The following is a 12,656-nucleotide window of genomic DNA, read 5'->3' as shown; positions in this document are numbered from 1 at the left end:
GTCAAACTGCCTCGTGAGACCCTAAGATCGACTTGAATTATGGTGGCCCGAACGATGAAACATTCACCCAAAATTACAGCAATTGAACTTGTTTTGGACAAGGTTCGCGCGGCCTGCATTTTTTTTGCATCGTCGGCGCTGGTTGTGCTGGTGATAACTTTTGGCTGGTTAGTTTTTGGCCGCTACGTTTTGAACGCTACACCGACGTGGGTTGAACAACTGGCGTTATTGCTCATTTGCTATATCGCGTTTTGGGGTGCAGCGGCGGGCATCAAAGAAGACACCCATTTGGGCGTCACGCTTTTTCGCGATATGATGCCGATGGTTGTGCAAAAGGTGCTGCTCATTTCCATCGATATTATGCTTGCAGCATTTGGCGCAATTATGGTGTTCGCGGGCATCAAATTGATGAGTTTCGGCTGGGATACTCTTTTGCCCATGCTGAACATTCCCGAAAGCTATCGGACCTTGGCCATCACGTCATGTGGCGCATTTATCTTTTTCTTCGCTGGCGCCCGAGGCGTTTTGCGCATTCTGACGTTCTCAAGCTGGAACAAACTCGATCAAGAAATGGACACCTGAGCAATGGGTTTAATGATACTTCTAGCGGTGTTCGGCCTTCTTGTCGTCGTCGGCATGCCAGTCGCTTTTGCGATGGGAATCGCGGCCGCGTCTGCGTTTTGGTTCGAAGGCTTCCCTGCGCTCATAACGTTCCAGCGTGCGACGGCTGGTGTCTCAAGCTTTTCGCTTTTGGCAATTCCGTTCTTTGTTTTTGCCGGTGAAATCATGTTGCACGGTGGAATTGCCGCGCGGTTGGTTAAATTCGCTGCGGCGCTCGTCGGCCATCTCAAGGGCGGTCTGGCGATGGTCAACATTTTTTCATCTATGCTATTCGGTGGTATATCAGGGTCTGCGGTTGCAGACATTTCGGCGCTTGGGTCGTTGTTGATTCCGGTGATGAAAGAACGCGGTTACCGTCCGGATTTCGCGGTCAACGTGACCGTCACATCATCCATCGCAGGGATCGTCATTCCACCCAGCCATAACATGATCATTTTCGCTGTCGCCGCAGGTGGTGGGATCTCAATTTCCAAGCTTTTCCTCGCTGGCGTCGTTCCGGGGATCCTAATGTGCCTCAGCTTGGCGGTTGCAGCTTATGTGCTCTCGGTCAAACATAAATACCCTGCAGAGCCGTTTCCAGGATGGAAAGAAGTGGGGCGCAGCGCAGCACAAGCCATCCCTGGCTTTATCACTGCAGTCATAATCGTGGGGGGGACGCTTTCTGGCGTGTTCACCGTCACTGAGTCCGGTGCATTTGGTGCGCTCTATGCACTGCTCCTAACAACGTTTTACTATCGTTCTTTGAGCTGGCAAGCGTTCATCGCGGCGGTCACTGGCGCAGTACGCACAACTGCAATGGTCATGATATTGATCGCTTTTGCATCGTCGTTTGCCTATCTCTTGGCCCTGTATCAGGTGCCAGCTGGAATGCGTGATTTGTTGGTATCTGTTTCTGATAACCCAATCATAATTCTATTGATGATCAACGTGATCCTTCTGCTTTTGGGTATGATCATGGATATGGCTGCGCTCATTCTAATTTGCACGCCAATCTTCTTGCCGATTGCCACGGGCCTCGGAATGGACCCCACACAGTTCGGGATTATGATGCTGGTGAATCTGGGGTTGGGCCTTTGCACTCCACCCGTTGGGACGTGCCTTTTTGTTGGCTGCGCTGTTGGCAAAGTCAAAATTGAGGATGCGCTTAAGTCGATCTGGCCATTCTACTTGGCCATCCTGGCTGCGCTCCTTTTGATCACATATGTGCCAGCTGTCTCTCTTTGGTTACCTTCGCTTATGGATTGATGGTTTCGTGCTGTGAGCGCTACTTGAACCGCGACTCTTGTAGGGCATAGGGTAGGGGCATCATCGCATTTCCTCCATCATTTTTTCACGGAAGACCTCTGCGGGTGTTTTCCATCCCAAGCATTTCCGCGGCGTGTTGTTCAGTCTGTCACAGATATCTTTCATGTCCTGATCCGTCATTGAGCGGATATCCCGCTTGCATGGAAGTCAGCGTCTGGCTCGACGATTGGTGTTCTCGACGGTTCCTTTTTGCCAGGGCGATGACGGATCGCAGAACCACGTTTGGGTGCCGGTCTCAGCCTGCAAATGGGGCCAGTTCATAAACTCTGAGCCACGATCAAAGGTGATTGATCTGCGTGCGTGGTGAGGCAAGTCGCTGATCGCCTCAATGATCTTACACATCACGGGTTTCGTACGCTTGTTGGGGTTTTCAAGATCACGGTGAAGCGGCTGACGCGTTCAACGAGCGATGTCACGTTGCACTGGCCAAGCTTTTGTTTGAACAGCATAAGTCGCCTTCCCAATGGACAAACTGACGACGGTGCGCGACATCGTCAGGGCGGAATAGGATGCTGACATCACGATGGAATTTGGGTTCACGACGTCTACGAGCGCGTCGTGCTCGGCGCGCAACACGGTGGGTGGGCAAGTACCACCACAGATCATCGTGCATGCCTTCTTTGGAGTAGATGTAGCGATAAATCGTTTCTTGGCAGACCCGCAGCATTGCCCGTTCTTGAATCATCCGATTGCTGATCTGCTCCGGCGTCCATCCATCTTTGATCTGTTCAATGACACGCAGACAAAGTTTTGGATACCTTATGAGCTTACGGTCCCGTGCGCGACGACCCGCAGCCATCAACTGGGCCGCCGCACCGTAATAGCCATCACATTTGGGCATGCTTTCATCGCTGAAATGATTGCGCTTCAGGTCTCGGAATATCGTCGAACGACAGCGCTTCAAAACCCGAGCCATCTCATCAACAGGGACCTTTGCATGTCTCCAGTGTTCAATTTTGCGTCGTTCTGTGATACTGAATTTGTGTATATGCGGCTCCCATGCCGATTCCTCTTGTTAGATAAACTACTGTTTTCTAACAAAATTCGCAGTTGGAAGTAGTGCGCGCCAAAAGCCCATATTACACCAAGGGCGACCTGAACACTTACATGGATGCGATGCAGATCACCCAAGAAGCGGTGGAACCATTCGCAACGGTCTATGACATCTCACAGTCGTTTGTGACGTCGGATATTCCGATCCACTTCATCTAAGGCGAACACGACCAATACGCGCCAGAAGCGTTGTCGCGGCCCTATCTAGGCGCGCTAATCGCACCTGCGAAAAGCTACACTGTTATCAGTGGGGCCGGGCATTTATCGCACCAAACTGGTTCCCGCTTTCATATCCATCTGGGGCTTCATCGCAGGCGTTCTGCTGCTTACCCTCGGGATCATGCATATTTTTAAAATGACGACGGATGCGGTGGAAATTGCATTTACTGCCCGCATCGCGCTGAACGAGATGGTTTTCGCATTCTGGCTGATCGTCAAAGGTTTCAAGGAAGGACCTGCAACATAAAATATACACTAGAAAATCGGTCTCACGCCGTCCACTTTACACGTTCCTCGCGCTGGTCGCGGTCTTCGCGGCCCTTGGTTAGGCATTTCCACAACTATGGGCGACGACAATCGCACGGGCGGGCTTTTTATAATGCAATTTGCGCCGCTCGTGGCTGCGTTCATCACCAAGTTGGCATTCCAACGTAACTTGCGCGGGTTGGGCTGGAAGTGGGGCAAGATCCGCTATCAGGCTGCCGCTTGGGGGTTGGCCTTTCTGATCTCCCTGGTCAGTTTTGTGCTGGTCTGGATCCTTGGCTTTGGTGGGTTTTACAATGAGGCATTTATCTTGGAAGCCCAAACGGGTCTTGCGAAGTCATTTGGGATGACCATCAGCTCGCCGTGGCTTGTGATGTTGGCGGTACTTGCGCTAAACGGAACGTTGGGACTGTTCGTGGCCTTTGGTGGCATTGGTGAGGAGCTGGGCTGGCGCGGCTTCTTGGTGCCAGAGCTTGTTAAACACTACACTTTCACCCAGACCTGCCTATTCAGCGGTGTGATTTGGTCGGTCTATCACTGGCCACTTATCTACTTCCATTTGGCCCCACGGTTGGACGTCTCACCGTGGCCTTTGCTAGCGTTTTCCTTTTTCGCAGGCGTAGCGCTCAGCACGATCATGGCGTGGTTCCGTCTGAAGTCCGGTAGCGTGTGGCCGGCGGTTATTTTTCACATGACGCTGAACATAAACAACCAAGGCTTTTATGAAGGCATGACGGTCAAAACGTCTTGGATCACGCATTACGTCTCTGGCGAACATGGGCTGATGTTAGGGCTGGTTGCTACCGCATTTGGCTATTGGTTCTGGCGCAAGCACGCGGAGCTTCCTGAATCGCATTGAATTGGTGACCTATCACATCGGGCAGAGCGGCTTCACGCTGAGGCTTCATTACAATTTGATCGTCTGCCCGGGGAAAGTCGTTTCAAGAATTGCTCGTCGTGGCTGACGACCAATATCGCGCCATCATAGGCGTCCATCGCGGTTTCCAAAGCCGCGATCTCCTCTAAATCCAAGTGGTTGGTAGGTTCGTCGAGGATCAAAAGCACCGGTATTGGGGGTGATCCAAGTGTACATGCCAGCCAAGTTCGCAGACGCCCACCGCCAGTCAGGTTGCCGGTTACTATGGCGTCCTTCTCGCCGCGAAAACCAAATCTTGCAAGAACTGCATGTGCTGTATGATCGTCAGTTGACGGGTTAACATTTTGAAAGTTCTGAAAAAGGCTTTGTGCTGGGTCGAACGTCGCAACGTGCTGATCAAGCACTGCATAGGGCACATTCAGGTCAAGCGTTCCGCCTTAAAGCTTCAATTGTCCCGTGATGAGCTTCAAAAGCATCGTCTTGCCGCTTCCATTGCGGCCCCTCAACGCAACACGTTCCGGCCCAGCGATCTACATTGAAAACCGTTGATTTCAGGTTCGCCGAGATAGCCACCAACGGCACCGCCAATATGTAATACTTGCTTGCCTCTTGGCAGACCACTCGCGGGGATGTCGATTGCGACAGGGTTTAAAATTTTAAAACACTGCCCCCCCCCGCGCAAGTCTCACTGGCCTGACACCAGCGAAATATGCTGGCCGGTCAAAGGAAGACCAAAGCCCGAACAGAGCTAACTCAATTTAGCGGGTTCTAAGGGAAGCAGGTCACAGTCGGTAGGCCTTTAAAATGCTGCGCTGCGCACAAACGGCAGCTTTGTGAGTCGACTAAACCAATGCCGAACGACGGCTTTGGGCCGTTTGCTTGGTTCGTGTCGTTTGTAGCAATCTGCCCTGTGTTTGCTCGCCTGCCAACTGTCAGCGCTGCCGCTCAGCGATTCTATAGCCCCGTCTTTTATCGTTCAGACGCTTGCATGCAGGCATTGAAGTTGCGGCTTCTCACGATTGCCTTAAAATAACTTGGTCCATTTTGTGGACGGTAACATGGTTACAATACGTGTCGTAAGTCATTGTTTTGTATGAGTGCACTGGGGGGTCGAGTCCCTTCACCCGCACCACTCTCATTTCATTTAACACTCGTGGTTCATTCTGTTTTGGTTTGACGTGTGAAATGTAATGTTTTGCAGCTGGTTTTGCACATTCACGTTCGAGACTTATTCGTTTTCCAAATACTCTGTGCGTGACTCTTTGAACTTTAAAAAATTGACGTCCACAGACGCTTAGGTCTATGGCCGTTGTAAATGTTATGGGGCTTATTTTAGCGGTTATTGTCTGCGCGCCATTGTGCAAACTCAGCGTCGTATTTTTCATGGGTGTTTGGATAAAGGCCGATGATAGCCTCGCCAGATTTGACTTTTTCCAGCACAAAATCCTCATAAGCAGTCATCTCTACAGCCTCGTCCGCAAGTTCGTCTGCGATGTCCGCCGGAAGGACGATCACGCAATCAGCGTCGCCCACAATTATGTCACCAGGGAACACCGGAGCGTCGCCGCAACCAATGGGTTCGTTGATGGCGATGGCTTCGTTATTGGTCAGGTTTGTCGGGCTTGAAGGGCGCGTGTGGTAGGCGGGGATGTCAAGCTTGGCGATGGTCGCTGCGTCGCGAAATCCACCATCGGTTACCACGCCTGCGCCACCGCGAACCATCAAGCGCGTAATCAGAATATCACCAGCAGAGGCCGCGTCCGCTTGTTTCCTGCTGTCCATCACCAAAACAGATCCCGCAGGACACGTTTCAATTGCCACACGTTGCGGGTGCTTGGGGTTTCTAAATTCCGAGATTTGGTTGCGGTCCTCGCGGGCAGGCATTTAGCGTAATGTGAACGCAGGGCCGACCATATTTTCGCCGTCCCAGCCGACAGGATGAACGCCCTGAATGACCTGATTGCGAAGGCCACGCTTGAAAACAGCTGTGGCCAAGGTCGCGACAGACACGGATTTTAACTTTGTACGGGTAGCGTCTTTCATCGAGTTATCCTTGGGTCAAATCATCGGGCAAAATGCCCGTGGGAATATTTTGATAGCTCACAGGGCGCACAAAACGGCGAATGGCCAACGTGCCTACAGAGGTCGCGCCAAAGTTGGTTGAGGCAGGGTAGGGTCCACCATGAACCATGGCGTCACAGACCTCGACACCTGTCGGAAACCCATTGGCCAAGACGCGCCCGGCTTTGCGTTCAAGGATCGGCATCAGCGTTTTCGCGGCTTCGGTATCACTGGCATCGAGGTGCAAGGTGCAGGTCAGCTGGCCTTGCAACGATTTGGCCAAAGTGCGCATTTCAGCCATATCCGCCACACGCACGATTAAACCTAACGGTCCAAAGACTTCTTCACCAAGAACGTGGTTGGCGAGCCATTCTTCGCCTGTGGTTGCAAACAAATACGGTGTTGCATTGCGCAGATCGCAGCTGGTGCTCAGTACCTCTTGCACGCCAGCGGTGGCGGCGATTTTATCGCGGCCATCGCGATAGGCTGCCGCGATGCCATCGGTCAACATGACTTGCGCCCCGATGGGGCAAGGGCTTTCTTCGCTGCCTCGGTAAAGGCATCAGCCTCAGGCCCATCTATGACAATACTTAGGCCTGGGTTGGTGCAAAACTGGCCGGCGCCCATGGTGAGAGACGCGGCCCATCCGGCTGCAATATCGTGGCCACGCGCTTTGAGTGCCTCGGGCATAAGGAACATCGGGTTGATCGATCCAAGCTCACCGAAAAACGGGATTGGCTCAGGGCGCTGTGCGCATAAGTCGAACAAGGCTCGGCCACCACCAAGAGAGCCTGTGAACCCAACGGCCTTGATCAATGGGTGTTGCACAAGTGCGGTCCCCACATCGCGTTTGCCGCCTTGGATCAAAGAAAACACGCCGGGGTGGATGCCACAAGATGTGATGGCCGCCGCAATCGCTTCGGCGATGACTTCACCCGTGCCTAGATGGGCCGAGTGGCCCTTGACCACGACAGGGCAGCCCGCCGCCAAAGCTGACGCCGTGTCGCCGCCCGCAGTGGAAAACGCGAGCGGAAAGTTGGATGCGCCAAAGACAGCAACTGGGCCAATAGGGCGCTGCATCAGACGGATGTCTGGACGCGCTATGGGGTGCGATCGGGTAGAGCCTCGTCATGACGGCGATCAAGGTAATCCCCTGCCAAAACATGATCTGCAAACAAACGCAGTTGCCCCGTGGTGCGACCTCGTTCGCCTTGAAGTCGTGCTTCTGGCAGCCCTGTTTCTTCGCTGCCGATCTGCGTAATGGCCTCTGCGCGGGCTTCTATTTCATCCGCGATGGCATTCAAAAACGTAGCGCGTTCCGCCCGTTTTGAATAGCCAAAGGACCAAAAAGCCTCCTCGGCCGCTTGGGCGGCTTGATCGACCAAACTTGGTGTGCCGACTGAAAAGGCATGGGAAGGCCCTGTTGCGGGGGCGGAGGGAAATGTAGCGTCTGTCCCGATCCATTCGCCAGCGACTAAATGTTTGCCGTGGGGGGTAAATGTCATGGCCAAATCCTTTGTTAAACCAAGCCGTTGGCTTTCAAAAAGCCTTCCATTGTCGCCTGTTGGTTTTGCGTAAGAGGCCAAGCTGATGGGGGGCGTGTTGGGCCGCAATTTTGGCCGATGGCTTGCAAGGCGGCTTTGACGCCCGTGACATTTGTACCGTTCATTTCTTGCGCGCGTACGTCTTCAAAGGGTTCCATCTTTGCGATGAGCGCGTTGGCTTCGGCGTAGTCGCCGCCCTCAAGGGCTGCGTGGATGGCCATGGAATGTTCGGGCCAAATATTGATGAGCCCAGAGGTGAAGCCACGTGCGCCCACTGCATAGAATGAAGGTGCCCAGACTTCGGCCAAACCACCGACCCAAACGATGGAAGGGTCACAGGCGGCTTTTGCTGCGGCGAGTTTCATGGGGTTTGGCGTTGCCCATTTGACGCCTTTAACGCCCTCAACCGCACATAGGTCAGCGATGGCTTGGGTGCCGATGGTGTCGTTGCGCAGATAAATCATCATTGGCAATCCGCCGGAGGCATCGGCAATGGCTTTAAGGTAATCGACCACGCCGCGTGGGGCCACAAAGGGATCTGGTGGCTGGTGGATCATCAGGGCGGTGGCGCCAGCTTCGGCAGAGGCTTTGGCCAATTGCACCGCGTCGCGAAGGCCGCGACCAACGCCAGCCAAAACGGGGGCTCGGCCATCGACCATCTGCACGACCTCTTCGGCCATTTGGCAGGCTTCGTCGGTGGTGAGGGCATAAAATTCGCCTGTATTGCCGTTGACGACAGGCATGTGCATGCCGGCATTCAAGGCACGATCAATGATCGGCGTAAGGCGTTTGGGGGCAATGTCGCCCGCATCGTCGTATGGGGTTACGAGAATTCCAGAAATGCCCGTAAGTGCTTTTTCGAGGGTCAAGATCATTGAGTGTGCCTTTTTAGAAAATGTCAGGTTCGCCGGCGGCGGCGCCAAAATCACGTTCGAGATAATCAAAGTCACAGCCTTTGTCGGCCTGTGTGACATGGCGAGAGAACATGTAGCCGTAGCCACGCTCATAGCGGGGTTCTGGTGCAGTCCATTCGGCTTTGCGTTTGGCGATTTCTTCTGCGCTCACCAGCATGTCAAGGGTGCGATTGGGCACATCGAGTTTGACGATGTCGCCTGTTCTGAGCAAGGCAAGAGGTCCGCCGATAAAGCTTTCTGGGGCCACATGCAGCACGCATGCGCCGTAAGATGTTCCCGACATGCGCGCATCTGAGATCCGCAACATGTCGCGGTGTCCTTGTTTGATCAGGGCCTTAGGGATGGGCAACATGCCCCATTCAGGCATGCCTGGTCCGCCTTGTGGGCCTGCATTGCGCAAGACCAATACCGTGTCTGGCGTCACGTCGAGGTCTTCGTCATCGATCGCTGCCTTCATTTCAGGGTAGCTGTCAAAGACCAGCGCAGGGCCTTCGTGTTCATAATACTTGGGGTCACAAGCGGCGGGTTTGATCACTGCGCCATCAGGGCAAAGATTGCCACGCAACAGCGCCAATGACCCTTCGGCATAAACCGGATTATCAAGCGGGCGGATCACATCGTCGTTGTAGACTTGTGCGCCTTCAAGGCATTCCCCAAGCGTTTTGCCCGTCACCGTGATGCAGGTTGTGTCCAATGAGGCTTCCATTTGTTTCATCAACGCACGTAGACCGCCTGCGTAATAGAAATCTTCCATCAGGTAATCTTTTCCTGAGGGGCGCACATTGGCAATGAGCGGCGTTGTTCGCCCCAAAGCGTCCAAGTGATCGAGCGTCAAGTCAACGCCAGCCCGACGGGCCATGGCGATCAAATGGACAACGGCATTGGTTGAACACCCTGTGGCCATCGCGACCTTTGCGGCATTGGCCACAGAGGCCGGTGAAATGATTTTTGCGGGCGTGAGATCTTCCCATACCATTTCAACAATACGGCGGCCGCATTCAGCCCCCATACGTTGGTGGCTGCTGTCCGCCGCAGGAATGGAGGATGCGCCCGGCAATGTGAGCCCCATTGCATCGGTGATCGCGGTCATGGTCGATGCGGTGCCCATAGTCATACAAGTGCCCGCTGATCGGGCAATGCCGCCTTGAACGCCAAGCCATTCTTCATCGCTGATATTGCCCGCGCGGCGCTCATCCCAGTATTTCCAAGCGTCTGACCCAGACCCCAATATCTTGCCCGCGTAATGTCCGCGCAGCATCGGACCCGCTGGTAAAAAGATCATCGGAACCGCCGCTGTAATGGCCCCCATGACCAGCGCGGGGGTCGTCTTGTCACAACCGCCCATCAGCACCACGCCATCAAGTGGATGCGACCGAATTTGTTCCTCGGTCTCCATTGCAAGCATGTTGCGGTACAGCATGGACGTTGGCTTGTTAAAGCTTTCGTCGACCGACAACGCGGGCATTTCCACAGGAAAACCACCTGCCTGTAAAATGCCGCGTTTCACGTCTTGAACGCGCTCGGGGAAATGGCTGTGGCAGGCATTGAGACCGGACCATGTATTGAGAATGCTGATGATAGGACGGCCACGATATTCTTCATCAGAGTATCCGAGCTGCATCATACGTGAGCGATGCCCAAAGCTGCGCAGATCATCTGGTTCAAACCAACGGGCGCTGCGAAGCTGTTGTGGTGTGATGCGGTCACCCTTAGGCATGTTGTGTCTCCTGAGAAAGGTCGCGTCTATGTGACGTGTTGAATATGTTTGTATGCGTAATCATTTGGGCGCGTCAACGGAATTTGTCGCAATATTTCCCATAAATTTCTTATTTTAACTTCATGTTGGCAGAATCTCGACTCTGTGATGTCTATATAAGTATGCGCATACATTGCGCTAAACTAGGATGGATTTTGCAGCGATCCCATCGATTGTTGTGAAGTCATAGGGAGGAATATCATGAAGTTTACACGCAGAACTCTATTGGCGGCGGCCACGGCCGCTGTTGAAATGAGGGGTCACCATGGGTGATTTGACAAAAGTTACGATTGATTTTGAGCAGTCGCATTTGCTCTTTCCGAAATTGGTGGCCGTGGTTCTTGGGCTGTTGCTTTTGGCTATTGTCGTGCGAGATCGGAAACGTATTTTGAACGCGGGGCAAATGTGGCGAAACACTTTTTTTTACATGGATAAGGTTCGCTTTTTTGGCGCTCTGGCGCTTACCCTGCTGTACTTTTCTTTGATGGTGCCGATTGGAAATATCTGGCCGAACACAGGGATGGGCTTTTTGATTTGCTCCATTCCTTTTGTTTTCGGCACGCGTTTTTTGTTCATGCATGAACGGCCAAAACGCGCTTTGATCACCTTGGCGATTATAGCAGTTTGCGGGCCTTCTTTCGTGTGGTGGCTGTTCACCTATCCCTTTTTCCTCACTCTGCCTTGAGGTCGTATCATGATTGAATTTATTACACCTATGTTCTTGTTGCTTATCGTGGGCGGAACCACGGTTGGCATCATATTTGGTGCCATTCCAGGCATGACGGCGACGATGGCCGTGGCAATTTGTTTGCCGTTGACTTATTCGCTTGGTCTCGAAAATGGCTTGGCATTGTTGCTGGGGCTTTATGTTGGCGGCATTTCTGGCGGTCTTGTCCCAGCAATTTTGCTTGGCATTCCGGGTACACCCAGTTCGATTACCACCACCTTTGACGGGTTCCCGATGGCCAAGCGCGGCGAAGGCGAAGCGGCTTTGCGTATTGGGATCATCGCCTCGCTGATCGGTGGGTTGATTTCGCTGTTTGTCCTATACTTGTTTGCGCCGACTTTGGCGGATTTCGCGATCAAGTTTTCTTATGTTGAAAAGTTTCTGATCATCTTGTTTGCCCTCACGGTCATGGCGGCGCTGTCGACAGACCTGTTGCTGGGGATTTTCTCTGGCGTTCTGGGCGTGTTTGTTGCGCTCATCGGCGTTTATGACATCTCGGATGGCGGCAACGGAAAACACCGCTTAATCCCGCCCGGCATGGATTATTGGCTCGACAGTGGGTTCTCGCTGTTGCCCGTTCTCATCGGCTTATTTGGCCTTGCAGCTATTCTTGATCAAGCAGAGCTTGGGGTGCCGAAAGGGCATTCTGCGAAGGATCTGAATGTGGGTAAGCGCTCAAAGTTTCGGTTCTCTGTGTTCAAAGGTCAAAGCACCAATCTTGTGCGCTCGTCCTTGATCGGTACTTTCGTCGGCATTTTGCCTGGCGTGGGCGGTTCTGCAGCATCTATTTTGGCCTATTCCAACGCAAAGACATTTTCGAAAAATGCGGAAAACTTTGGCAAGGGAGAGCCTGCGGGCATCATCGCATCAGAAAGCGGCAACAACGGTTTAACGGGGGGCGCGCTTGTGCCTTTGCTATCGCTTGGCATCCCTGGTGACAGCACGACGGCTTTGCTCATTGGTGCGTTTACGTTGCAGGGCATCCAAGTTGGTCCTTTGTTTATCGGCAATAGCCCAGACACATGGAATGCTATTATTTTCGCGATGCTGATCGCCAATATTTCAATGTTTGTCTTGATGTATTTCGCCATTCGCTACTTTGCGCTTGTCGTCACGGTGCCCAAGCATTTCTTGTTTCCGATCATCTTGATGATGTGCGTCATCGGGGCGTTTACAATCAACTACGGCATCATGTTTGATGTCTGGACGTTGCTGATTTTTGGACTGTTTGGTTGGCTCGCCACCAAGCTGCGTCTTGAAGTTGCCCCTTTTATCATCGGCTTTATCTTGGGGCCATCTGCAGAGGTGTATTTTG

General features: G+C 53.1%; 10 protein-coding genes and 3 pseudogenes. 7 read left to right on the top strand and 6 right to left on the bottom strand.

The annotated features are described in order from the left end of the window. Positions 1–54 precede the first annotated feature (54 nt). Together ABF287_RS13430 and ABF287_RS13425 are read left to right on the top strand one after the other, a co-directional pair. Positions 55–582 (top strand): TRAP transporter small permease, encoded by a 528-nt coding sequence (locus ABF287_RS13430; protein WP_347185509.1) that lies wholly within the window; start codon positions 55–57, stop codon positions 580–582. Between the two features lie 3 nt (positions 583–585). Next, positions 586–1,866, top strand: coding sequence for a TRAP transporter large permease (locus ABF287_RS13425; RefSeq protein WP_347185508.1), 1,281 nt, complete (start codon positions 586–588; stop codon positions 1,864–1,866). A gap of 60 nt (positions 1,867–1,926) precedes the next feature. On the opposite strand, the pseudogene ABF287_RS13420 reads toward ABF287_RS13425, so the two are convergent. After that, positions 1,927–2,914: pseudogene (locus ABF287_RS13420) on the bottom strand (IS30 family transposase). 62 nt (positions 2,915–2,976) lie between these two features. Here ABF287_RS13420 and ABF287_RS13415 point away from each other — a divergent pair. The 3 genes from ABF287_RS13415 to ABF287_RS13405 all read left to right on the top strand — a co-directional run bounded on the left by ABF287_RS13415 (position 2,977) and on the right by ABF287_RS13405 (position 4,321). Beyond that, positions 2,977–3,138 carry a hypothetical protein gene (locus ABF287_RS13415; RefSeq protein WP_347185507.1) on the top strand — a complete coding sequence of 54 codons (162 nt, stop codon included), beginning with the start codon at positions 2,977–2,979 and terminating at the stop codon, positions 3,136–3,138. Between the two features lie 88 nt (positions 3,139–3,226). Further along, the gene (locus tag ABF287_RS13410) at positions 3,227–3,445 is read left to right on the top strand and encodes a DUF4386 family protein (RefSeq protein ID WP_347185506.1); all 219 of its coding nucleotides are present in this window, start codon (positions 3,227–3,229) and stop codon (positions 3,443–3,445) included. 96 nt (positions 3,446–3,541) lie between these two features. Then, positions 3,542–4,321: a type II CAAX endopeptidase family protein gene (locus ABF287_RS13405; RefSeq protein ID WP_347185505.1), complete on the top strand. Its 780-nt coding sequence runs from the start codon at positions 3,542–3,544 to the stop codon at positions 4,319–4,321. Positions 4,322–4,353: 32 nt separating this feature from the next. On the opposite strand, the gene ABF287_RS13400 is transcribed toward ABF287_RS13405, so the two are convergent. The 5 genes and pseudogenes from ABF287_RS13400 to araD all read right to left on the bottom strand — a co-directional run bounded on the left by ABF287_RS13400 (position 4,354) and on the right by araD (position 10,575). Continuing rightward, positions 4,354–4,755 carry a hypothetical protein gene (locus tag ABF287_RS13400; protein WP_347185504.1) on the bottom strand — a complete coding sequence of 134 codons (402 nt, stop codon included), beginning with the start codon at positions 4,753–4,755 and terminating at the stop codon, positions 4,354–4,356. 916 nt (positions 4,756–5,671) lie between these two features. Next, positions 5,672–6,382, bottom strand: a pseudogene (locus ABF287_RS13395) (ribonuclease activity regulator RraA). 4 nt (positions 6,383–6,386) lie between these two features. Then, positions 6,387–7,905 (bottom strand): annotated as a pseudogene (locus ABF287_RS13390) (aldehyde dehydrogenase (NADP(+))). Between the two features lie 14 nt (positions 7,906–7,919). Further along, a complete protein-coding gene (locus ABF287_RS13385; protein ID WP_347185503.1) occupies positions 7,920–8,819 on the bottom strand; it encodes a dihydrodipicolinate synthase family protein in 900 nt (299 codons plus the stop codon). A 13-nt stretch (positions 8,820–8,832) separates the two neighbouring features. Next, on the bottom strand, positions 8,833–10,575 hold the full coding sequence (gene araD / locus ABF287_RS13380; RefSeq protein ID WP_347185502.1) for an L-arabinonate dehydratase: 1,743 nt from the start codon (positions 10,573–10,575) through the stop codon (positions 8,833–8,835). A 304-nt stretch (positions 10,576–10,879) separates the two neighbouring features. Between araD and ABF287_RS13375 the strand changes: the two genes are divergently transcribed. Together ABF287_RS13375 and ABF287_RS13370 are read left to right on the top strand one after the other, a co-directional pair. Then, on the top strand, positions 10,880–11,299 hold the full coding sequence (locus ABF287_RS13375; protein ID WP_347185501.1) for a tripartite tricarboxylate transporter TctB family protein: 420 nt from the start codon (positions 10,880–10,882) through the stop codon (positions 11,297–11,299). A 9-nt stretch (positions 11,300–11,308) separates the two neighbouring features. Then, positions 11,309–12,656, top strand: a 1,348-nt coding sequence (locus ABF287_RS13370; RefSeq protein WP_347185500.1) for a tripartite tricarboxylate transporter permease, incomplete at its 3' end; no start/stop codon positions are given.

Origin of the sequence: Pacificibacter sp., assembly GCF_039769035.1 — a bacterium.
Lineage (GTDB): Bacteria > Pseudomonadota > Alphaproteobacteria > Rhodobacterales > Rhodobacteraceae > Celeribacter.
Note: the sequence above shows the minus strand (reverse complement) of the source record. Positions and strands in the feature narration are given on the sequence as shown.

What these genes read in the sequence shown, in the direction of transcription:
- ABF287_RS13430 (WP_347185509.1), top strand. Translation starts at nt 55, where the DNA reads ATGAAACATTCACCCAAAATTACAGCAATTGAACTTGTTTTGGACAAG.
- ABF287_RS13425 (WP_347185508.1), top strand. Translation starts at nt 586, where the DNA reads ATGGGTTTAATGATACTTCTAGCGGTGTTCGGCCTTCTTGTCGTCGTC.
- ABF287_RS13405 (WP_347185505.1), top strand. Translation starts at nt 3,542, where the DNA reads ATGGGCGACGACAATCGCACGGGCGGGCTTTTTATAATGCAATTTGCG.
- ABF287_RS13385 (WP_347185503.1), bottom strand. Translation starts at nt 8,819, where the DNA reads ATGATCTTGACCCTCGAAAAAGCACTTACGGGCATTTCTGGAATTCTC.
- araD (WP_347185502.1), bottom strand. Translation starts at nt 10,575, where the DNA reads ATGCCTAAGGGTGACCGCATCACACCACAACAGCTTCGCAGCGCCCGT.
- ABF287_RS13375 (WP_347185501.1), top strand. Translation starts at nt 10,880, where the DNA reads ATGGGTGATTTGACAAAAGTTACGATTGATTTTGAGCAGTCGCATTTG.